Origin of the sequence: Coprococcus sp. AM11-30B, assembly GCF_027674365.1 — a bacterium.
GTDB lineage: Bacteria > Bacillota > Clostridia > Lachnospirales > Lachnospiraceae > Allocoprococcus > Allocoprococcus comes.
The window spans coordinates 32,682-53,114 of the sequence record NZ_JAQDVB010000006.1; the positions used below are offsets into that span (position 1 = coordinate 32,682).

At 35.7% G+C, this 20,433-nt stretch carries 20 protein-coding genes and 20 tRNA genes; all 40 read right to left on the reverse strand.

Annotated features, from left to right (window positions below; translation table 11 throughout):
- The 40 genes from PGU50_RS04770 to PGU50_RS04965 all read right to left on the reverse strand — a co-directional run bounded on the left by PGU50_RS04770 (position 1) and on the right by PGU50_RS04965 (position 20,415).
- Entirely contained in the window at positions 1 to 429 is a 429-nt protein-coding gene (locus tag PGU50_RS04770) for a hypothetical protein (RefSeq protein WP_118174503.1), read from the reverse strand.
- 26 nt (positions 430 to 455) lie between these two features.
- Positions 456 to 1,490, reverse strand: a complete 1,035-nt coding sequence (locus PGU50_RS04775) for a tyrosine-type recombinase/integrase (RefSeq protein ID WP_118174505.1) — start codon at positions 1,488 to 1,490, stop codon at positions 456 to 458.
- A gap of 57 nt (positions 1,491 to 1,547) precedes the next feature.
- The gene (locus tag PGU50_RS04780) at positions 1,548 to 2,102 is read right to left on the reverse strand and encodes a hypothetical protein (protein WP_270246249.1); all 555 of its coding nucleotides are present in this window, start codon (positions 2,100 to 2,102) and stop codon (positions 1,548 to 1,550) included.
- Between the two features lie 3 nt (positions 2,103 to 2,105).
- Positions 2,106 to 2,402 carry a hypothetical protein gene (locus tag PGU50_RS04785; RefSeq protein WP_270246250.1) on the reverse strand — a complete coding sequence of 99 codons (297 nt, stop codon included), beginning with the start codon at positions 2,400 to 2,402 and terminating at the stop codon, positions 2,106 to 2,108.
- A gap of 347 nt (positions 2,403 to 2,749) precedes the next feature.
- Complete coding sequence (locus PGU50_RS04790; RefSeq protein WP_118174512.1) at positions 2,750 to 3,019, reverse strand: hypothetical protein; 270 nt, start codon at positions 3,017 to 3,019, stop codon at positions 2,750 to 2,752.
- A 68-nt stretch (positions 3,020 to 3,087) separates the two neighbouring features.
- Complete coding sequence (locus PGU50_RS04795) at positions 3,088 to 4,113, reverse strand: hypothetical protein (protein ID WP_118174514.1); 1,026 nt, start codon at positions 4,111 to 4,113, stop codon at positions 3,088 to 3,090.
- Between the two features lie 27 nt (positions 4,114 to 4,140).
- Positions 4,141 to 4,908 carry a hypothetical protein gene (locus tag PGU50_RS04800; RefSeq protein ID WP_118174516.1) on the reverse strand — a complete coding sequence of 256 codons (768 nt, stop codon included), beginning with the start codon at positions 4,906 to 4,908 and terminating at the stop codon, positions 4,141 to 4,143.
- Positions 4,895 to 5,380, reverse strand: coding sequence for a hypothetical protein (locus PGU50_RS04805; protein ID WP_118174518.1), 486 nt, complete (start codon positions 5,378 to 5,380; stop codon positions 4,895 to 4,897). The genes PGU50_RS04800 and PGU50_RS04805 overlap by 14 nt, the downstream gene beginning before the upstream one ends.
- Before the next feature lie 12 nt (positions 5,381 to 5,392).
- Positions 5,393 to 6,424 carry a hypothetical protein gene (locus PGU50_RS04810; protein ID WP_270246251.1) on the reverse strand — a complete coding sequence of 344 codons (1,032 nt, stop codon included), beginning with the start codon at positions 6,422 to 6,424 and terminating at the stop codon, positions 5,393 to 5,395.
- A gap of 12 nt (positions 6,425 to 6,436) precedes the next feature.
- Positions 6,437 to 6,859, reverse strand: a complete 423-nt coding sequence (locus tag PGU50_RS04815) for a hypothetical protein (protein WP_118174522.1) — start codon at positions 6,857 to 6,859, stop codon at positions 6,437 to 6,439.
- 21 nt (positions 6,860 to 6,880) lie between these two features.
- Positions 6,881 to 7,456, reverse strand: coding sequence for a hypothetical protein (locus PGU50_RS04820; protein WP_270246253.1), 576 nt, complete (start codon positions 7,454 to 7,456; stop codon positions 6,881 to 6,883).
- Between the two features lie 75 nt (positions 7,457 to 7,531).
- On the reverse strand, positions 7,532 to 8,644 hold the full coding sequence (locus tag PGU50_RS04825; RefSeq protein WP_270246254.1) for a hypothetical protein: 1,113 nt from the start codon (positions 8,642 to 8,644) through the stop codon (positions 7,532 to 7,534).
- A gap of 35 nt (positions 8,645 to 8,679) precedes the next feature.
- Positions 8,680 to 9,144, reverse strand: a complete 465-nt coding sequence (locus PGU50_RS04830) for a hypothetical protein (RefSeq protein WP_270246255.1) — start codon at positions 9,142 to 9,144, stop codon at positions 8,680 to 8,682.
- A gap of 29 nt (positions 9,145 to 9,173) precedes the next feature.
- Positions 9,174 to 10,397: a hypothetical protein gene (locus tag PGU50_RS04835; protein WP_270246256.1), complete on the reverse strand. Its 1,224-nt coding sequence runs from the start codon at positions 10,395 to 10,397 to the stop codon at positions 9,174 to 9,176.
- 83 nt (positions 10,398 to 10,480) lie between these two features.
- The gene (locus tag PGU50_RS04840; RefSeq protein WP_118174532.1) at positions 10,481 to 10,675 is read right to left on the reverse strand and encodes a hypothetical protein; all 195 of its coding nucleotides are present in this window, start codon (positions 10,673 to 10,675) and stop codon (positions 10,481 to 10,483) included.
- A 17-nt stretch (positions 10,676 to 10,692) separates the two neighbouring features.
- Positions 10,693 to 12,351 (reverse strand): hypothetical protein, encoded by a 1,659-nt coding sequence (locus PGU50_RS04845; protein WP_118174535.1) that lies wholly within the window; start codon positions 12,349 to 12,351, stop codon positions 10,693 to 10,695.
- Between the two features lie 19 nt (positions 12,352 to 12,370).
- Complete coding sequence (locus PGU50_RS04850; RefSeq protein WP_270246258.1) at positions 12,371 to 14,113, reverse strand: terminase large subunit domain-containing protein; 1,743 nt, start codon at positions 14,111 to 14,113, stop codon at positions 12,371 to 12,373.
- Entirely contained in the window at positions 14,097 to 15,158 is a 1,062-nt protein-coding gene (locus tag PGU50_RS04855; protein WP_270246259.1) for a hypothetical protein, read from the reverse strand. The genes PGU50_RS04850 and PGU50_RS04855 overlap by 17 nt, the downstream gene beginning before the upstream one ends.
- Positions 15,159 to 15,209: 51 nt before the next feature.
- Positions 15,210 to 15,293, reverse strand: a tRNA-Leu gene (locus PGU50_RS04860).
- 43 nt (positions 15,294 to 15,336) lie between these two features.
- On the reverse strand, positions 15,337 to 16,779 hold the full coding sequence (locus PGU50_RS04865; protein ID WP_270246260.1) for an MBL fold metallo-hydrolase: 1,443 nt from the start codon (positions 16,777 to 16,779) through the stop codon (positions 15,337 to 15,339).
- A gap of 32 nt (positions 16,780 to 16,811) precedes the next feature.
- Positions 16,812 to 16,891 (reverse strand) — tRNA-Leu (locus PGU50_RS04870).
- Positions 16,892 to 16,978: 87 nt separating this feature from the next.
- Positions 16,979 to 17,061: transfer RNA gene (locus PGU50_RS04875), tRNA-Leu, on the reverse strand.
- Between the two features lie 78 nt (positions 17,062 to 17,139).
- Positions 17,140 to 17,212: transfer RNA gene (locus PGU50_RS04880), tRNA-Thr, on the reverse strand.
- A 322-nt stretch (positions 17,213 to 17,534) separates the two neighbouring features.
- Positions 17,535 to 17,606, reverse strand: a tRNA-Gln gene (locus PGU50_RS04885).
- A gap of 7 nt (positions 17,607 to 17,613) precedes the next feature.
- Positions 17,614 to 17,685, reverse strand: a tRNA-Asn gene (locus PGU50_RS04890).
- Between the two features lie 466 nt (positions 17,686 to 18,151).
- Positions 18,152 to 18,222: transfer RNA gene (locus tag PGU50_RS04895), tRNA-Ile, on the reverse strand.
- A gap of 12 nt (positions 18,223 to 18,234) precedes the next feature.
- A tRNA-Ser gene (locus PGU50_RS04900) sits at positions 18,235 to 18,326 on the reverse strand.
- Between the two features lie 4 nt (positions 18,327 to 18,330).
- Positions 18,331 to 18,401: transfer RNA gene (locus PGU50_RS04905), tRNA-Lys, on the reverse strand.
- 65 nt (positions 18,402 to 18,466) lie between these two features.
- A tRNA-Ser gene (locus PGU50_RS04910) sits at positions 18,467 to 18,559 on the reverse strand.
- Between the two features lie 9 nt (positions 18,560 to 18,568).
- Positions 18,569 to 18,640, reverse strand: a tRNA-Arg gene (locus tag PGU50_RS04915).
- 4 nt (positions 18,641 to 18,644) lie between these two features.
- Positions 18,645 to 18,716: transfer RNA gene (locus PGU50_RS04920), tRNA-Arg, on the reverse strand.
- 70 nt (positions 18,717 to 18,786) lie between these two features.
- A tRNA-Phe gene (locus tag PGU50_RS04925) sits at positions 18,787 to 18,859 on the reverse strand.
- A 116-nt stretch (positions 18,860 to 18,975) separates the two neighbouring features.
- Positions 18,976 to 19,059, reverse strand: a tRNA-Tyr gene (locus tag PGU50_RS04930).
- 26 nt (positions 19,060 to 19,085) lie between these two features.
- A tRNA-Gly gene (locus PGU50_RS04935) sits at positions 19,086 to 19,158 on the reverse strand.
- Between the two features lie 4 nt (positions 19,159 to 19,162).
- A tRNA-Trp gene (locus tag PGU50_RS04940) sits at positions 19,163 to 19,234 on the reverse strand.
- A 126-nt stretch (positions 19,235 to 19,360) separates the two neighbouring features.
- A tRNA-Glu gene (locus tag PGU50_RS04945) sits at positions 19,361 to 19,433 on the reverse strand.
- A gap of 4 nt (positions 19,434 to 19,437) precedes the next feature.
- Positions 19,438 to 19,509, reverse strand: a tRNA-Asp gene (locus tag PGU50_RS04950).
- 141 nt (positions 19,510 to 19,650) lie between these two features.
- A tRNA-Cys gene (locus PGU50_RS04955) sits at positions 19,651 to 19,724 on the reverse strand.
- An 87-nt stretch (positions 19,725 to 19,811) separates the two neighbouring features.
- Positions 19,812 to 19,884 (reverse strand) — tRNA-Met (locus tag PGU50_RS04960).
- Positions 19,885 to 20,031: 147 nt separating this feature from the next.
- The gene (locus PGU50_RS04965; RefSeq protein ID WP_147343918.1) at positions 20,032 to 20,415 is read right to left on the reverse strand and encodes a hypothetical protein; all 384 of its coding nucleotides are present in this window, start codon (positions 20,413 to 20,415) and stop codon (positions 20,032 to 20,034) included.
- Between the last annotated feature and the right edge of the window lie 18 nt (positions 20,416 to 20,433).

Sequence of the window (20,433 nt, forward strand, 5' to 3'; positions counted from 1 at the left end):
TTATCTAAAGAAACTACTAAATGTACTGTCTAAGTCAGATTGAATTTTCTGTTCTGATCTTGCCCAGAAGCCAGAACGACCTTTGATATTCGCTGTACCAGCTTCGGCAGCATCAAATACCATAGGGGTTGAAAAATAACTTGAAAATCCTTTTTCTATAAAGTCTGGATTTGGAACTACATAACTGTAAGTTCTATCCAACCAAATATAGAAATGAACATTTTTTCCGTATTTAGAAACACCATAGTTCCTAACACTCTTTCCAAGTTTTCCAGTTCTTTTATAAATACTAGGAGAACCCTGCGAATAGAAAGACTGGACTTCGTTCTCTGTATCTTTGAGAGATTTTGAATGTACAACCGTCATGGCTTTTTGCATCTCATTCAAGATCAACTGTTCAAGTTCTGCCATGCTATTTGCTTTTTTCATGGTAGTCCTCCTTTATTATTGCCTAATTATAAATCACTTAAAGACGAACTCTTACCTTCAACAATTCCATCTTTTGTGAAATACTTACTGAATTCTTCGGAAACCTCGCTATCGTTGTAGAGATTAACCATGTCCGAACTACTCCATCCGAAAAATTCCTGAACAACATTTGCCGGGATATTCAGCTTCAATAATTTTGTGTTGAGATAGTGTCTCATACAGTGCCAGTAAAAATCTACACCTAATTCATTTGAGAAGATGTTCGCCCAACTATCAAGGGTACTGACTTTCATTTGTGCATAAGAACCATCACCACATCTATGTACAAAAAGCCATTCACTCTCAATACCTTGTTTCTTACGTTGTTCCATCCATAAATCAAGGTATTTCTTAAACTCATAAAGTACATATTTATTGAGCTGTTTACCTGTTTTACCAGCTCCCTTAGTTTTAATCTTAGGAGTCTTATACAGACCACCATAAACAATATTGTTCTCATCGAAGTATTCAACTTTGAATCTCAACAATTCTGATTTTCTAGCACCACTCATTGCAGCCAAAGCAAAAGCACATGCCTGTTGATATCGTTCTTCACTGACTAATTTATCCAAGAATTTATCTACGTCATCATCTGGGATAATGGTTTTCTCACGAACAGCTTCGTTCTTCGGAGATTCAATCTTTCCAATGATAGAGCGGAAATTTTCAAAATCTTCGTCTTCGTCCTGTAAAATATTTTCAATATAATTTGACATGCTACTGATAGCAGATTTTACCCTACGAATTCTTTTCGGACTCCAACCCCATTCATTGATTGCATATCCCTGGAATCGTGCAAGCTCACGTTTCTTGATATCAACAAAAAATTTATTGTTGTTGTATTCTAAGTTCCAGCAGAAGAAAATTTCTAGGTCGTTTCTGTACCCGTTAATTGTGGAAGGGGCACGATCAATAGACGCAAGATATTCAAGAAAATCTTCACAAAGTTGTTTATTGTTTGGATTGATTTTCTTGATAGATTCTTCGTTTGTAATTTTGTTATAAATTGTTGTTCTACCCATGTTACTAACCCTCTTTCTTAAAAGCGTAAAAAATAGAAGAGGGGAGTAACCCTCTTCTTATTCGACTTTAGTATTGTCTTGTTCTTTTTGAGAATTCTCATACGCTAAAATTCCACGAACTACATCATCTTGTGGCATTTTTGCAAGCTCTGCTACATTCTGTAGTTTATTCATAAAATCATCAGTGTTTAAATTCTCTAATGTGGAAGAATATTTATTGGCGATAGAAATTAACACCTCAAATAATTCGTCCAGTTTTGATGTATTGACAAGTTTGCTCCGCTCAAAATCAATTTTTCTTTCAGCAGCATCAATAACATCTTTTACATTAACTGTTTCTTTGATAACCTGTCCAATGCGTGTTTTCTCGATGAAATCCGCACTTTCAGTAAAAGACTCTGGCAAGGCAATATCAGTCAGATTATTTACAAGAGAAACAGCTACAAAATAATCAAACAGAATAGGCTCATACCCTACGGTATCATTGATAACACCGTGAACGATATCATCAACAATGTCCATTTTCTGTGAAAGAGTAGGAGAGGACACATATCTAAAAACTATGTGTTTTCCGTTTAATTCAAATGTTGATTCATCAGTATATTTTCTCATAAATTACACCTCTGTACTTTCTTTAGCAAACTGTGAATAGTTGTTTTCCAGGAATCTACGGCTCTTATCGGAAAGAGTTTTAGAAACACTATAAATTTCTTTGTTTTCTTTCTTGCCAATAGTATATGTACATGTAGGACACGCACAAATATTCGTACCCTCTACCCAGTTCATCGGCTGTTTACATTTCGGGCACATCAGGATTTTTTCCATGATTTCTTTAGCCTTACGTTTATTCTTCATTGCTCTACTTTTCTCTGTATTCACATTGAACATTTTTGCTACTTCTTTAATAGTCATAATTTAGATCTCCTTTTGTAAACGAACTTTTTAATAATTATGGTGGATAAACATTTGTATAATTTGCGATAAAAAATGATACCCATTAAAAAAGCCAAAACAGTTTTTAACCTCTTTAATAGGTATCATACACAAGTGCAGTGCTTAATAAAAACACCACACTTGCTAACAATCCTCGTAATATTTACAATGCATTTTATCTTGATTATGTGGGATATAACAAGATTTGTCTTTACAATATCTTTGGCAGATACATAAACCTTCTGAGTTTATCTTCGCACCACCAGAACAATAAATCATATTCTGCTTAGTTTTTTCATTAAGCTGAATGTATGCATATTTACACATTATTTCTTCTCAACTTTAAAATTCGGAGAATGAATATCTCCTGAATATTTGACAGAAATTTTATTACCAGGATTTTTTGATATACCAGTTAATTCATACCCGAAACCATCAAAAGAAATGATAGCGGTATTAGTACGCTCATTGTATACTAATACGTCACACTCTTTGGTAAGAGATGCCTTTCGTTTCGGTGTACTTGATTTTGTTTCAACTTTATTTTTTCCTTTATCTTGAACAATCTCAGTTGTATTTTCTTTTACATCTGTCATAATCTCAGCTCCTTCTTCCTAATAAAAATGTAGGCAGGTATAAACCCACCTACATATAGTTACTGAAATTATTTTGTTACAGTGATCTCAATTGTGTCTTCGAGTCCATTGTAAACGGCTTTGACTGTTGCTGTACCAGATGCAGTTGCACCACTCACAACACCAGTTTTTGCACCTACAGTCAATGCAGTGTTTCCGGCATCTACGATTGAAAATGTACAATCCTTTGGATCAAGCTCTGTAGGTTTATACATAACTCCAATAATACCAAGAACTGAAAGTGTCATGTTTGCACCAGTCTTAATTGTTGTAGCCGGTGCAGAGATAGCAATTTCAGAAACAGCCATATCTGTATTGTCATCATCAATTTCAGAGATGTATGCATATACGGCACTACCATCTTCACAAGCGTCACCTTCGACAGCAAGGGCACTACCAGATAACTTTGTACTTACTACACCATCAGGTGTGAATGAGATATCAAAGTTACCGTCAAGTGAGTAAGACGGAATTACGATTTCAACGACACCAACTTTACCTTTCTTACTGTTATGCTTGTCTGCCTGAAGAACAAGTTTTCCAATGTAAGGTGTTGATTCCGCATCAATAGTAATACGTTTTGAAATAGCATTGTACTGATATGTACATTTTACTTTTTCAGTTGTAAGACCATATGATGTCAAGTCAATTGAAGTACCATCGGCAGTAACTTCTACGAATGTACCGTTTGGAAGTTCTACACCAACTTTTGCACCAGTCAGAGGTGTATGGTCAATTGTACCTTTTCCAGCTACAAGTGTTACGCACTCATTAAGACTATATGAATCTTTGAGTCCTTTAGAAATTTGAGAACCAGCCTGTAAAGCAATGTACTCAAGTTTCCAGTCAGCAGCTTCAAGTTCTGCTGTAAGTTCTCTACCATATTTGTATGAGAATACTTTCTTATTACCTTTACCAGCATTTACAGCCTGTTCCTGCATAGATACAGAAATAGAAGAACTAAGGTTAGTCACTCCTGTACAAGCTAATACACCATTGATGTAAAATGCAAAGTCGGCAACTGAAACAACGAATTCTTTTCCCTTTGTATTCATTGCAAATTCCTCCTGATTTATAAATCATCAGCCACTAATCATTTTCTTTAATGACATGGCATCTGTTTTCACATCTTTGAACTTATCGCTCTCATCAAGTTCAGTCATCCAATACTGGACGGGTTCTTTGAATTTTACAAATCCCGTACTTTCAGCAGATTTCATAACATTGAAAATATCACGCTTATTTATTCGTTTAACATATCGCCAGAACTTACGAATAGTTAGCCCCTTAACTTTTTCTTCGGTTAAGTCCATTCCAACACAAACAGAATCAATATAATCTTCAAGAGAGGCTTTATCTTTGCCAGATATAGCATCCTGGGCTTTCTTTAATTCCTGTTCAGTGTCGTAGTGAATGAATTCATCAATGTCAAAATCAATACCATTTTGTAGGATAATAATTCTCCGAATATCATCGAACTGATCGGCGGTTATAACATTGCCATTTATTCTGAATCCCCCTTGTGTAGAACTAGCCAATACCTCTTGATCCTTAAATACAAGCTGTAAAAGCCGAAGTGCAAAAGAATAGTAGTAAGGGAGAAATGGCATGTTAAATTCTTTTGCTAATTCTACGTTGTTATGACAGTAAAATAAAAAATCAAGATATGGCATCTTGATGATTTTCTTTACTGGAAATATACTGTTTTTGCGAACAATAATACTTGACTTATATAAATTGAAATCAAGCACATTACCCATTTTTACAGGGTATAAAACTAAATCTTCGGTATAATAAATTGGTGAGCTATATATAAGGTACTGATATAAAGATTCGTTACTGATGTCCATATGATTCCTTCTTTGCAGTAAACGTAAGTATTCTGCATGGGTATTCATAGTACAATACTTCCTCAGTATTGCTTGCACATGTCAATTCACCAATCCAATTTGTTTCCATTCCAGATAAAGTTTTTTTCAATTCTTCACCCAAAATATCAATAACTGTACCCGATAGATATTCCTTTGTTTTATAGCTCTGCACTCTTTGTGCCATTGCCTTTTCATGGCAGACAATATATATGACCACTTTTATCTCTTCCAAAAAATATTGTTGGTTTCTCACATGATCGACCTTGAAACAGATGAATGGAGAGGTTTTCTCAATGGTCTTTGGATTCTGCAAATAAGGGAAAATTTTCTTATAAAGCAGACCACCACCGGCATCTATATATTCCTTATCGAGATTAAAAATAATCTCGTTATTTTCGACAATTGTATTTATTACCGCAGATTTAAAAGAGTTAATGTCAAAATCTTCCATAATAAACCTCATTTACCATAAAGCGGTAATCGTAATAACAACAGATGCCAATATTGTATCTACCGATGAAAGAACATTTAAGTGGAATTGCTTTCCAACCAAATCACGATTGTTTTTTACAGTAACTTTTACAAAATTGTCACCAGTAGTTAATACCAAATCTTTCTCATCGAAATCATTATCAGAAATTCCCCAATGATATTCGATATCATCTACCACATTATGTTCGTTGTCATAAAATGTAGCAGAGTATTTTTCAAACGATGATAAACTGATAGTGTCAGCTTTATATGTAAGTTCGCAAGTATAACCGTACTTTTCAGTAGGCTCAACATTATTTTGTTTGTAATCTGCAAGCATCATATCAACACTGTCTGTATTTTCATCGTATACAGTTTGAGTCAATGACAGATTTAACAACTTTACATTTTTATTGTTGTTTGTTAAACCATTGAATTTTGTGAGTTTATATACCAACGGTACATCGTTGGACATTTCCAACATAAATCGCATACCGTCATGAAGCCTTCTTGTATTTTTATCCATTGGCAGTAAAAGGCTATACTGCTTATCATAAGTGATAACAATATTTCCTTTGAAGACACCAGAACTATACCGTGTCACATCTTCACACCAATACCAATATTCAAATATTTTCTTGGTTTCTGGATCTTGCCATCGTAACTGATTGTGACAAACTTTAAGAACTGCCTTTTCATAAAATTTGTTATTACTTGGTTCAGAAGCAATAATCCAAATTTCATCTTCAAAACGAATGTAAGAGTATGTTTGTAAAGTTCCAATCGGCACTAAAATTTGTCTGTCTTCAGCTTTCAATTGTGTGTCTGGCGTAACACTCTGTATAATTGCCTTGCCGGGAGTAATAACAGAAAAATCACTGTTTATAAACTCAACATTATCGCACAACATAGTGGTATCAAGCATTTCCTTAAAACCATCTTGTGCATAAGCGAAAAATTCTTCGCCCTCAAAACCACCATTATAAATAGGTGGTTGATCCATTAAATACCAATCCACAGCCATAAATATCACCGCCTATGTATAAGCTGGACATTTTTGCTTTGTGTAAAGGTCTGCAATTTTTGAATCTATTGCATCAGCTTCCGCTCTTGTGTATTTCTTTGTATCACCAGTTCCGTTAAGACTGATATCTTTACCGATGATATTATTTAACTGATTTACACGCCTTACCTCTTGTTGCATATAGTAAGACTTCATAATCTCAGCCAGACTCAAAATGACATAGTTTTTCAAATCACCATTGTCATCGAAAGAATCTGAATCAGAAGAGGGTGGGGTAAATACTAAATCTTGTTTATCAAATCCTAAAGAATCAATATTTAGTTCATATTCACCTAATGCATTCAAGAACCATTGACGAACTAATCCGTCTGCAAGTACATACTTACATTTAATGATTGATTCAAATGCAGATACAACGTCTGTATATGATGTCATTGAATGCACCTCCAATTATTTTTAATCGAGATTTAATCCACTGACTGCCTCAATTTCAGCAAGCATATAAGACGGAACTTCATCAGTGTTGACAGAAGGGTATAAGTCCTTATCTGAACACATAATTGCAATCATTTTCTTTTCTGATTCTGTTACAACCAAAGAAGAAAGTTTATCATGGAATTCTTTCTTACTCTTAGATGCAAACAAATCATTCACTGCATCCACTGTTAATTGAACCGGCGAAATATCTTCTCCGAAAACATATTCTCTTACGAGTGGATCATTGATTTTAAAAGCAGCATGAGAGCCAAGCCCATCGACTCCACAAAATGCAATATTTCCGATTTTAACTTGTGAATCAACTTCTGCGAGTGTTAATCTCTTATAGTTTTTAATATTAGAACCCATTAGAATTGTTTTCCCATTTTCTTCAGAAACAAATCCAACAGTCCATGCACATAAATTATCAATAGAAACTCTATCGCTAAGAGAGAGATCATTGACAGTACGTGTCTTTGTTTTTGCACGTGGTGTTTTTGCTTTCGTTGTCTTAGTTACAACATTTGCGCTTTTTTCAATAACTTTTTCGTCCATTGATGTATAACTCCTTTAATAATGAAAGCATGGAGAAAATTGATTCCCCATGCTCATACATTTATTTACGCTTGATTAAGACTGTTTAGCAAGTAAACCAATCTCAAATTCACGACCTTTTACAACGTCAGCACCAAGTTCAACATCAAAACGTGTTTTGACTGTACCTGTTTCAACGTCTGTACCGCTCATTGTTGTGATACCGCCACGTCTGAAGATATTCAGTGGAGATTTATTACCAGCAGCAGTGAAGTACAGCTCATCATCTGCGTAGTAAGTCTCGAATCCAGACTTGTCAGCAAGCGGTTTAGTATAGTTGAACGGATTTTCAAGTTCTACAAGTGTGCTTCCTTTGTAGAATCCGTTTACACCGGCTTTGGCGATTTCATCTACCTGTGATGGGCTATAGAATGGAATCTTAGTATCACCAACAGTTTTATATCCGTTCCATCCACTGATTTCCTGGATTAAGCTGTAGTCACCTAAGATGGCAACTTTACCCATTTTACGAGTAAATGCAACTCTTTCAGCAACTTCATCCTCTGTAGGAAGAGTTCCTGAATATGTGCTATAGTTCTTCACATATTTAGTGTTGTTTGCAAGAGATTTCTTCAGAACACCAAGAACGTATGCTACACCTTTGTTGTTCATATCAACCTGAACCTGAGCCATTTCCTCTGCGATTGTTCCATCGAAGTTACCAGAAGCAAGTTCACGGTAATCAATAGCCATACCAGCAGAAATGGTTCTTGTAGCAACAGGATATTCCATCCAGTTTCTTCCAGCAAAACTTACATCAGAATTTGCAGCCTGCATACGAGCGTCAATTCCTTCGTAGTTGTAAGTTTTAACCTTCGGCTGTTCATGGTAAGCAAGTTCATGATAATTTCCTAAGAAATCATAAATCTTCATAGCCTCAAGCAGTTTCGGCTCAATAATGAACTTAACGATTGTATTGATTTCAGCTCTAGCTTTGAAATCGCCCATAGCTGCAGCTTCTCCAAGTGCAGAAAGTTTCTTTGCTACAGCATCTTTCTGTGTTCCATATTTACCGGCATCTGTACCAGTGAACAGGGCAGAACAGATTTCAACCATCTGTTTGAATTTAGCCTGATCCTTGATAGTTACATCATCTTTTACTGGATTTGCTAATTCAAAAGAAGTATTTAATTCAACGATATTTCTCATTGTTTCGTTCCTCCAATTAGTGTATTAAGTTACAATTAGGCAATAACAACCTCAACAGCAAGTCCTTCACCGTTGAAACTTGTTTTCTCACTTACTACAAAATATTCTTTATAGTCAGCTACTCCTGTGGCTTTCTTTACAGCTTTCAGTTTTCCACTGGCTTCTGCAACAAGGAAATCACCAACAGAAATATCTGCGTATGTGCCATCTACCTGATCCATATCCATGTCAATGATTCTTCCTTTCAGTGAAGTAAGAACAAATAAACGTGGATTCTCACCAACTTCGATCACATAATCGTTTGGTGAAAGAGTCTCAGGTTTGTCGATAGTATTCATAACAATTGCAAGCCCTGCTTCTTTTCCATCAGTAGGAACAGCAGCTTTCTTTGTAGCTCTATCGAAAGTTACAACATTACCGTTATGCAGCTTAACGTCTGCTGTGCAGTAACCAACATTAACGGCATTTTTGTATGTACCAATTTCTCTAAATTTTAACATGGTAACGTTCCTCCATTATTTTTGTTTGATTAAGCAAAACAATCAAAATCGTCAACGGAATTATCATCTTTGACGATAGGATCAATTGCTGACATAATGCCATCAAATTCGTCTTTCATTGAGTTCATTTCAAGAGATTTCTTTGCATTTTCCTCACGAATTTTCTTATATGCAGTTGCATCAATCTTTGTTGTGATTGAATTGATCTCTACAGAGAACGGATCAGCATTAAATGCTTCGATTTCTTCTTTGGCAAAATCTTTCTGCTCATCTGTATAGTCTGCAAGGGCACTATTTAACTCAGCGATTTTGTTTGCTTTCTTCAGTTCATTGAGTTCTGCAGCCTGTGTCTCAACAAGGGCATTCAGCTCTTTATTTTTCGCATCAAGCTCGTCCTCTTTTGCTTTGGCATCACTTTCAGATTTTTCACATTTCTGGTTAAGTTCAGAAATTTCCTCATCCTTTTCTTTGATAGAAGCATTCAGCTCATCAATCTTAGAATTGAGTTCTGCAACCTGTGATTCAAGACTAGCAACCTGTGAATTTACTTCAACTTTTCTAGTGTCCTGAAATTCTGAAATAATGTCAGTTTTTAAATCAGAAAGTGCTTTCATCATTTCTTCATTCATTTCAATAACCTCCAAGTTTTTACGATTGAACTGGTTAAGTTCAACTAATACGGCAGTCGAATCGGAAGGTTTTACGGATAAGATACAATATCCACTATAATCATAAATCATAGGGATACGACCTTGTTCTTTCCAACCGCCATCATAAATTATTTCACCGTCATTTTCCTTTGTACCAACAAATTCAACACTTCCTCGAATAGTAATGCCATCAGCAATCTTATCCTCAATCCATTTTACGAACTTTGGATATCTTGCTTCATTTATGTAGCCAACACCACATAAACATCTATGCATTCCGTCTTCCAATTCAATGTCTTCAATCGACCAGTCCTCAAACACACCTACTTGCACAGAATCTTCAAATACCGGCATATTTTTAATCTGACCAGTCAATCCATGACCATATGGGATTTCTTTATCATTATCCAGGAACTCAGCGCATAATGGCATACCTTTTACGGTATCTGCATTATCTCTTGTGTATTGTTCAAGATAGGAGATACCATTGATATTCCAACGTGTGTTATCGGGGTAAATTTCATGCAAAACAATTTTGACTCGTCTGCGTCCATTTGGGTTGGTGGCTTGTGAAATTTCTAAAAATCTTTTTTCCATTTCCATGATATGTACCACCTTTTTGTATAATTTATTGCAATAAAAAAGACACCCTAAAGTGCCATTTCTAACAATAACGTAATAAACATCTATTCAGATGTACTTAAAATAGTAGTGAAATCATTTACAAATTTTTCCGTTTCCACAAATATGAAAATAGAAGCGTCTGGATTTTCTTTCTTCGGCTTGATATCATAAACAGGATTTCCCATTTTGATTAAATGCCTTGCAACACCAGGCTTAAAAACTGATTTGCATTTCACTACAGAATTTGTTTCCGTCATGCACATAATCTTCCTTCCTAATCTGTACTTGGTTTAGGATTGGTGTTTGAACCAGAAGATTGTGATTGTATCGTATTTTCATTTGTCGCAAAATCTACTGTTTCACGACCACTTTCTTTACTATCTGCTTCATCACGACCACTCATTGTAAATGATGTAGCATGAACAGGATATTTGTTTTCAAAATCAGACTCTAACTCATAGTCAAGCAGAGAGATATATGCATCTGGATCAAACCCAGTTGCGCTTACCCAAGCGGTCAGAGATCCCTTACCATGAGAATATAAATCCTGCATGTATTTTACTTGTTTATCTCTGTTTGCAAAGGTTGTAGGTAAAATATAGCAATCAACCACACAAGAAGAATCCATGATAATATTTGCGTTAATGCATTTATTAAGCTCAAACATGAAATTCTCAACCCATGTGTAGGTATTGCTTGCAACAAGCTCTAAGTTAAGAGAAGCAGTTGCATAGTTACCTTTTGTATTACCGTCAAGACTGGCAGAACTGATACCTAAAGCACCAGGCACAGCGTCCTTAATAGATGCTTCATTTTTCTCATCGAAAATATCTATATCAACGTCCATTTTATCTATCTTAGTTCCACTTGCAAGGGAAAAGAAAGATATACCAGACTGACTTCTTCGAGTGATAACAGCCTCTTTTACTTTTTCATGCTGTTCTCTCTGTTGGTCTTTTGTAAGAGATGACGTTCCTTTTTCTTTTCCTTCCGGGAATGTCATATAAATAATCTGATTATTGATTGAATCCAAAACTGTACGTTTAGTATTGACAAAATACTCAGCATACATAATATCATCAAAGGCAGTTACAGCCATTGGTACACCCCAGGGCTGGTTAATTGCAGCATTTACTTTTGTAACGATAGTTTTTGTATCGTCAAGTATAATCCAATTATTGATGCTGCCTTTATTCTGATTATATCCATCACGAATTTCTTTCGGCATAGCTTGTAATCGTGCTTTTAATTCTCTGTCATTGAATTGATCGAAATATCTCAAATTAAAAGCCATACGATAATGATTACCTACTCTGCCACAAATTCTACACCAATCAACAGGCAAAGGAATAATAGAAACATCCATACCAATTTCATTTATCTCAACAATATTAGCCATTTGATAATCAGATATGAATTTCTCATTGCTAATAGGTCTGTTTGCAGTTTCAAAATAGTAGAAAGCAGTTCCATCATTTGCATTTTTCATCAGATTATCTCTGATTTGTTGCTTATAATTGATTTTGTCAAGAACGGATAACATTTTGAGTCTGTTTCTTTCAAAATTTCTCGGACGCTTTTTTCTATTCTTACAAACAATTACCTTATCAAGAGTGTGCATAGAGCCAATATAATTAACGGCACTCCTTACACTACCGTTAGTGTTATACGCCCACCAAGCCAAATCTCTTAACTGTTTGTTGTAATACTGGGGATTTTTAGAAAATGTTCTAATATCCTTTATCGTATATGGGGAGGCATCAAGAAAATCCCCTAAGACAGAATAGATATAAGGTAATGTAGTATTATAGGCATAAGCATTTGTTTCTACATTATGGTTAGCACGATTATTCGTGTTTGCCTTACGTTTAGGTGCAGATGATCTACCACGCTTTTTGGTAGTAGAAGCTGCCACTTCATTCTGTTCTGGCATCTATCTACCTCCTAATTTTTTAATTGATAAAAGTTGAAAATCCGTATTCGTCTTCAATATTACGCATGTCTCTTTCAAGCTCATTTGCAATATAGTTGGCATAGGAGATAGAAGAGTATCTATCCTTTCTCATACCAGCGACTTCAACGACTTTAATTTTTCCGTCAGTAGCAGTGTAGTCCAAGTTAATCATTTCTTTAATCATGGCAGTTGTCTGATAAAATGGTTCTTGGAACATTACTTGATCTTCAACTAATAAATTCTGGAAAGCCTTACTACGATTCAAAATATCATTAGAATCTATTTCATTGATAAGAAGTCGTAACTTTCCACGTTTGATACAGTCCCTAAGATATACTGCAGCATCAGAGTTGAATTTAGCAGTAGCCTTAATACTGTAGATGACTTTCTCTGCTTCAGGATCTTTACATCTTTCAGCCATTTTGTCATCATTGATACACGACCATGCCGGATATACAGTATTTCTTTCATCGTCAACCTGTTCAATAACAAGGTTATCGAATACACCAATACCGACACCATTTGTATCTACGATTATGTAATCACAATCGAAATCCTCAAATAACCGCCTTGCTTTTAAAGCCTGGTCAAATGTATGACCACCATCTAATGTAGTAATATACAGAACATTTCTAATATATTGATTGCTTGAAGTTGGAAGCAATTGCATCAGTGTAAAACAAGTAGCGTCATTTTTAGAACCGCCTTGTGTCGCAATATCCATTGATAAAAGACGTATCTCACCATTTCTTTTTGGTTCATACTTATACTTACTGTCATTCAACAGTGCATAATAAGGCTTCGGATATAATGCTCTCTGAATCTTACGAATCTTATCTACAGTTTCAAAGTTATAGAAAGCCTTTTCAGAACTACCAAAAAAAAGAGAATCCATCTCCATTGACCATGCAATGCTATCAAAGTCATCTTCCTGCATTTCTTCACGAATCTGTTCTTCTGGGTAATATCCTTCATAAACAGGTAATTGATACGGGAATCCAACGACCATGTAGCTTTCGCCTTTAATCATGGATTTAAAAAATGCCTTGAACTTTGCCCAAGACCAATGATACTTGTAGTATGCACTACTCAAATAAATCTCTTTATTAGGTTCTTTTGGATATTTAGCCTTATTTTCTTCAACCTTATCGCTGTATTCTTCTTTATTATAGAAGTTAGGTCTACGTTGTCCGGCTTTGAATTTTCTCAGTACCTTATCAACGACACCTTTATCAATAAGTCTAAACTCGTCCATTATAATGATGTTTGCTCTGGCAGAACGGGCAGAGTCCCTTGCCGTTACAACTTTTATAACAGAACCATTCTTCCAATATATAAATCCCTCTGAGGGAGAAGTATTTGTTTTGAGTATCTCATTCCTTAGATTAGGAGATTGTGGCATAAATTCCTCTACAATCTTCAAGAGGACGTTAATTGACTGACCACGTTGACCGGCAGCAATACATACCTTGACACCAGGATATAGTGTACAATAGGCACATAGGAAAGCAGCAACGATCATGGACTTACCCATACCACGACTCGCAATAGTCATAAAATTATTGAATCTGAACATAAATGTGATTAGCACTTGTTGGAATGGGCGAATCCACTCCATACCGTAATAATCAATAAGGAATCGTACAGGGTTTGCACGATAGTAGCCTATCCATATATTCAGACCACACATTATTTTGTCGTATTTAGAGTCCGATAAACTACCTTTATTCTTTCGTTCCATCAGCGTCACCGCCGTTTACAATGAAATCAAAGATATCTTCATCATCAGCTTCTTCTAATTCGGGAATCTCAACTCTGTATTTAGCCATTTCTTCTTCATAAAGAGCTGAGTATTTATTTTTTAATTTCAACATCTTGCATAAATGCCCTAAGAAATAGATAGTGATATATTTTACAATACCGTCTACATCTTCCCATTCTGGTCGGCACTTATCTATCGGACGTTCATCCTCAAACATTTTAATCATTACACCAATTGGTTTTTCAGATGCTTTATCATTTTCATCTTCTTGCTTCGGCTGTAAGTTTGCGGATCTCATAGTCTCTTGATATGTTTTCATCAGCTTTGTGTAAAGCTCAACATTATTATCCTTCAATGCAAGGTTCATCTGTAACTTAATAATACACAGTTCCCTTACAAGGGTTTCTCTTGTCTTGCCATCAATAACAACCCTAGATTTCCAATCGTCAAACATATCATTCAAAATACCATACTGCTCCGGCTCAAAACCAAATCCCCAAACACCAACAGCTTTTTTCAACTGAGTAGCATCCAATCCACTATATTCAGCAACGTCATCGGCTGAATTGATAGAGTTTGATTTTTGCTCAATCAAAGTATCGCTATATGTTTTCCCAGTATGAGGTTTAATCTGTATCTTGCTGATGTATACAGAAATACGACTACGATCCTCACTGATTTTTCTTGATGCAGCAAGGGCACTTTCATTAAAGTACAAATCAAACAACTGGCATATTCTTTCAATAGCACGTTCTTCATTACCATTGAAAAAATTAGTGTAATGTATAAACAATTCATCAACACAATTTTTACATGTGTTCATATATCCATCTGTACCGGCATAAATCGGTGACTTAGATGGAGAGAAATTGCCTTTTCTTTTTTTATAGTGCTTACCACAAGTCTGACAAACGTAATCATCTGGTTCTTCTTTGGCAGAGATTTTTTCAAGCGTGACATCGCTATTTACTGAAACGTCAGAAGCGAGTGATTTTTCCACTTGCTGTTTTTTTGTAACACCCATTTGTCAAACCTTCTTTCTTTATGCAATTTTTCCACTATAGAATAGTGGGAGTAGGAGATGTGGGACTCGAACCCACACGCCAATAACGGCACTGCGCCCTTAACGCAGCGTGTCTACCAATTCCACCAATCTCCCATATAAAAAAGCATGGGAAGTTTCCAACCCATGCTATAAAAGATTACAACGAAATTTTCATTCCTTTATTTGAACATAAGACTCTGAAAGTCTTATTATTTTTAGAAATTTCTTTTCTTAAACTTTCAGATAATGACTTTTTGCTTTCTTCGCTACCATGAACCAAGATAAGTTTGTTTGTATTCAAAGAACTACCGAACTTAATCAAGTCATCTCTATTGGCATGGCTACTGAAAGTAGAGAGCGATATACAGTCAGCCCTATTTACAACCGGCACTTTATTGATTGTCAGTTTCTTGTAGTCTTTATAGTTCTTGATTCGATAGGAGAGATATGAAGGATTATCGCCAACATATCCAGAGAATACAACCATACTGTTTGGATCGGGCAAGAACTTTTGTAAATAGTTTACAATCCTACCATTTGTACAAAATCCAGAGGATGACAATACAATCTTCGGAGTAGTATCATTCTGGCACATTTTGGATTCTTCTTTCTCAGATAAAAAAACAACATTTTTCCAATTTCGCACTTTCATCCATAATTCCAGGTCTTCGCCTTTAAGTATGGTTTCATATAAGTCAGAAATTTCACAGCTAAGTTTTGAATCAACAACTACATCAGCTTTAAATGAATCGTCACAACCAAAAATCAAATAGAGAACAGTAAGTAATTCTTGTGTCCGACTAAAACTGAAACATGGCAGCAGAAGAGTACCTTTTCGCTCCAATACAGTATTGACAGCTACTCTCAAATGTTCAACGTCAAAATCCCTGGTTTTCTTATTTACTTTTTCTCTACTTCCATATGTACTTTCCATAATGGCAACATCATTGAACATTGCCGGAATTTCAGTATTTCTTACATAATGATTTTTCGTATTCAAAGCACCAAGATCAGATGTATACAGAATTTTCTTTGTCTTCAATCCATCTGACAAAATCAATTGTAATTGAGCAGCACCTACACAATGAGAGTTTGGAATCCACTGAAAACTAACTACATCGTCAAGTTGGAAAACAACACCATATTCACTATAAGGTTTAATTAACTGCAATGTTTTAGAAACATCATCTTCACTATAAATAGGAGAGTAATTTCTGCTGTAGCGTTTTGAAAGAATTCTTGCTTCATCAGCTACAATAAAAGCACAATTAAAAAGCAGCGATTTCATAACCGCTGCAGTGTTAGGTGTAGTTATAATTTTTCCATTGAATCCCTGGGCAACCAATCGAGGAATTAAGCCACAATGATCCACATGTGGATGTGCCACAAACAAGTAATCAATCTCACTTGGTTTGAATCCAAATTTCTTTGAATTGATTTTATAGGAATCAAGATAACTATTGCTTTTGGATTGATATAATCCGCATTCCAGTAATATCTTTTTGCCTCCAAATTGTACAAGGTACTGAGAGCCGGTGACATCTGTTGATGATTCACCTAAGAAATAAATTCCATCATTATTTTGTTTGTGTTTAGACATATAATTCCACCTTTATTATTATTTGTTTATAGTAGTAGATACGAGACTCGAACTCGTAAGGTTTCCCGGCAGTGTTTGAGACTGCTGCGTTTGCCTGTTTCGCCAATCTACCACAATATATAAACAAAGCTACTTGATAAGTGTCAGATAGCTTCGGAATAATTTATGATTTACACTATTTGATAGTGGTAATTTTTAATGTGGATGATGGGACTTGAACCCATACACCATTAAGATAGCAGAGCTTAAATCTGCTGCGTCTGCCAATTACGCCACATCCACATGATATATTGTAGAATTATAGTCTAATTGAAAATGTAATGTTCCATATAATATAATCATTGCATCACACTCTCAATAAGCTGGTAAAGGGACTCGAACCCTTAACCTACTGATTACAGGTCAGTTGCGCTACCAATTGCGCCATACCAGCAGATGTGTTCAATGAGGTTTACCTAGTGCGCCCTCTGACAGACAATGAACTGTGCCATCCCCACGTGTATAAATAGTTATAGATTATCCTGGTGACTATTTCGGATACATACATGGTTTCAACCTTAACACCAGTTTCGATAAAACATCTACCCATCTATTATTGATATCTGATAATAAATAGACATAGCGTAATATCTAGCGCACTAAAAACCTTCATCCATCGCTTTAAACTTTGTGCGTTTCAATTGTATTTTGCTTTGTTACAATTCAAGTTTATTGTTATTTATCTTCAAAGCTAAGACTTTCACATCCACGGTAAACTGGGGTAGCTGGATTCGAACCAGCGAATACAGGAGTCAAAGTCCTGTGCCTTACCGCTTGGCGATACCCCATTATAAACTGCCCCGGTGGGGATCGAACCCACAACATACAGATTAACAGTCTGCCGTTCTACCATTGGACTACAGGGCATTAAAAACTGATAATGACTATGCCAAAATCAGATTTCCTATCTACACATGGTAGATGGATAAAAGACAAGTCGCTAAGATCGAAGAAAATCTGATGATAGACAATACACTGAAGATTGTCTGGTCAGATTTTTATGTAAATATTTGCATTACTTACCCAATTTTTCGTTATAATTTGCTGTATGCGACTTTCACTAGGCTCTAAATGTAAACTATTTCATTCATCAAAAATACTTAGTGTTTGAGGGGAAAATATAAAATATTCTTTAATATGTTTTGTTAGTTGTTCATATTTGCTGTGTGAGCCTATACTAGACACTTTGACAGAGGATATCATTATCTTCTGTTGATTTACAATAGGATATTAAGGGGAGGAATAATATCCTATGCTTTTTCATATAATTTTCATTTGCTTGTAAAAATAATTTGAAAGAATTAAATCAAAAATTTTGCTGTATGTGTCTAAATTGGAATAATAAGAATCGAACTTATGTGACCTCCGTATCAGAGAGGCATTCTACCATTGAATTATATTCCAGTATAATATGAGCGGTAAGGGTGGGCTACGACCCCACGGTACATGACTTAACATGTACGCTAGATTAGCAATCTAGTGCATTAAACCAACTCTGCCACCTTACCATGATGGGTGTAGTGAGGCTTGAACTCACGACTTACCGGTTAAAAGCCGGTTACTCTACCAACTGAGTTACACCCAGATTAAATAATGTACCTATAATATTACATGCCAACCAATCGCCAAATTGATTATAACTGTAAAACGAAGAGGGTGGGATTTGAACCCACGAACCGCCATCACTGACGGTTGCCAGTTTTCAAGACTGGTGCAATAATCCAGACTCTGCCACCTCTCCAAAAATAAACACCCATACTTGGAATCGAACCAAGATCATAGCTTTAGAAGAACCATGTTCTCTCCATTGAACTATACGGGCAAAACAGACATAATAGGAATCGAACCTATATCGCACGATTCGTAGTCGTGAACTCTATCCATTAAGCTATATGTCCATGATTATGTTTTCTTCACCATTTCATGTATACCTCATATGCCTTTTTATAAGGGCTTTATTTGATTGAGTGGGAAGTGGTGGAGTCGAACCACCTACACTTAGGGCTTCAACCTAATGCTCTACCAGTTGAGCTAACTTCCCAAATGTAGTTTACCCTTGCTATCGTGGAAGGAAAGATCTTCATTACCGCTTGTCGTAAACGCCAATTTCTACCGTTTGAAGTGAGTCGTTAGAATTGGTAAAGCAACTATCTCACATGGGCGTGGAGGGAGTCGAACCCACTAGATCCCGAAGGCAGCAGATTTACAGTCTGCCCGATCTCCGTAGTCGTTTACACACCCAAATATAAAATTGCATAAATGCAAAAAGCATCTGACCGGGAATGATCCGGCATCGCCTGGGTGGAAGCCAGGTATGTTATCCAATTACACCACAAATGCAGAACAGACGCAGTAGGACTCGAACCCACATCTTACAGTTTTGGAGACTGTTGTTTTACCATTAAACTACACATCTACAGTTAGTTTTTACTCGGCTTACACTATAACCCAACAAGCATATCACGTTAATATAACTTGCTACATTTATTTCTCGTTGTAAATGCTAAAAAACGTTTCTGGTTGACTGCAGATTCACCAGTAATAGGGTGTATGGGAATCGAACCCATCTCGTAGCCGTGAAAGGGCTATAACTTAAACCGCTTGTCCAACACCCCATAACGGTCTAGGTGGGAATCGAACCCACGACTTCGGAGAGACAATCCGATGTTATTACCACTTAACTACAAGACCAAAATCAAGGCACAATCCACTTAAAATATTCATCCATTTGAAAGTATAAGTAATTTGCTGTACGTGCCTTACGAAACTAAGCTCATTTCGGTAGTATTTTTAACAGAAATATCCCAAATAAATTGCTGTATGAGCTTAAAGAGAGTACAGTTGGATTTGAACCAACGAATACTGATTTTGCAGACCAGTGCATTGCCAGACTTTGCTATGTACTCTTACATAAACGATAGAACTATTACGCAATGAATAGCCCCACCGCTTATTAACAAAAACATATAGGACAAAACATAAAACAAGATAAATTGCGGATGGGGGATTTGAACCCTCGACCTCTTGCTTATGAGGCAAGCGAGCTGACCACTGCTCTAATCCGCATTATACATTTATTATAGTTTGATTAAAAGTAAGAGATAAATAGAAGTTTATGGATGGTAAACCTCTATTTATTTCATTTACTTTATTTCCTGTTCCTTATGTATGTATTATAGCATATATTCAGAAAATGTCAATACATTTCTACATTTATTTTTGCTTGTTAAAAATAAAAGTTCCCAAAACAGTAGAAGATAAGTCATCAACAGACATATCTTTTACAAGCTGCGAACTTACTGTATCTTGAACAATTGCAAATTTTGCTTCGTTACGATACATATTCTCCCCATTATAAGCTGGTTGAATGTAAAGCTCATTTTCTTCTGTAAGAGATAAGACATACAGATCCTTGCAAACAGGATCAATATCTGAAAGAATTATATCAATAGAAGCAATAGTAATATCGCTATACTCTGTAATAGCATATTTCAATGCATCTATAATAAAACTTGACTCCCCATATAATTTAACCGATTCGTATTCTTCGTGTGGAATTTTTGAATGAATCTCCAAACAATCAAAAATTTCCTTCATGCTGCTAAATGTTCTACA

Coding starts and splice junctions, on each gene's coding strand:
- PGU50_RS04770 (WP_118174503.1), bottom strand. CDS start 429: ATGAAAAAAGCAAATAGCATGGCAGAACTTGAACAGTTGATCTTGAAT.
- PGU50_RS04775 (WP_118174505.1), bottom strand. CDS start 1,490: ATGGGTAGAACAACAATTTATAACAAAATTACAAACGAAGAATCTATC.
- PGU50_RS04780 (WP_270246249.1), bottom strand. CDS start 2,102: ATGAGAAAATATACTGATGAATCAACATTTGAATTAAACGGAAAACAC.
- PGU50_RS04785 (WP_270246250.1), bottom strand. CDS start 2,402: ATGACTATTAAAGAAGTAGCAAAAATGTTCAATGTGAATACAGAGAAA.
- PGU50_RS04790 (WP_118174512.1), bottom strand. CDS start 3,019: ATGACAGATGTAAAAGAAAATACAACTGAGATTGTTCAAGATAAAGGA.
- PGU50_RS04795 (WP_118174514.1), bottom strand. CDS start 4,113: ATGAATACAAAGGGAAAAGAATTCGTTGTTTCAGTTGCCGACTTTGCA.
- PGU50_RS04800 (WP_118174516.1), bottom strand. CDS start 4,908: ATGGACATCAGTAACGAATCTTTATATCAGTACCTTATATATAGCTCA.
- PGU50_RS04805 (WP_118174518.1), bottom strand. CDS start 5,380: ATGGAAGATTTTGACATTAACTCTTTTAAATCTGCGGTAATAAATACA.
- PGU50_RS04810 (WP_270246251.1), bottom strand. CDS start 6,424: ATGGCTGTGGATTGGTATTTAATGGATCAACCACCTATTTATAATGGT.
- PGU50_RS04815 (WP_118174522.1), bottom strand. CDS start 6,859: ATGACATCATATACAGACGTTGTATCTGCATTTGAATCAATCATTAAA.
- PGU50_RS04820 (WP_270246253.1), bottom strand. CDS start 7,456: ATGGACGAAAAAGTTATTGAAAAAAGCGCAAATGTTGTAACTAAGACA.
- PGU50_RS04825 (WP_270246254.1), bottom strand. CDS start 8,644: ATGAGAAATATCGTTGAATTAAATACTTCTTTTGAATTAGCAAATCCA.
- PGU50_RS04830 (WP_270246255.1), bottom strand. CDS start 9,144: ATGTTAAAATTTAGAGAAATTGGTACATACAAAAATGCCGTTAATGTT.
- PGU50_RS04835 (WP_270246256.1), bottom strand. CDS start 10,397: ATGGAAATGGAAAAAAGATTTTTAGAAATTTCACAAGCCACCAACCCA.
- PGU50_RS04840 (WP_118174532.1), bottom strand. CDS start 10,675: ATGACGGAAACAAATTCTGTAGTGAAATGCAAATCAGTTTTTAAGCCT.
- PGU50_RS04845 (WP_118174535.1), bottom strand. CDS start 12,351: ATGCCAGAACAGAATGAAGTGGCAGCTTCTACTACCAAAAAGCGTGGT.
- PGU50_RS04850 (WP_270246258.1), bottom strand. CDS start 14,113: ATGGAACGAAAGAATAAAGGTAGTTTATCGGACTCTAAATACGACAAA.
- PGU50_RS04855 (WP_270246259.1), bottom strand. CDS start 15,158: ATGGGTGTTACAAAAAAACAGCAAGTGGAAAAATCACTCGCTTCTGAC.
- PGU50_RS04865 (WP_270246260.1), bottom strand. CDS start 16,779: ATGTCTAAACACAAACAAAATAATGATGGAATTTATTTCTTAGGTGAA.
- PGU50_RS04965 (WP_147343918.1), bottom strand. CDS start 20,415: ATGAAGGAAATTTTTGATTGTTTGGAGATTCATTCAAAAATTCCACAC.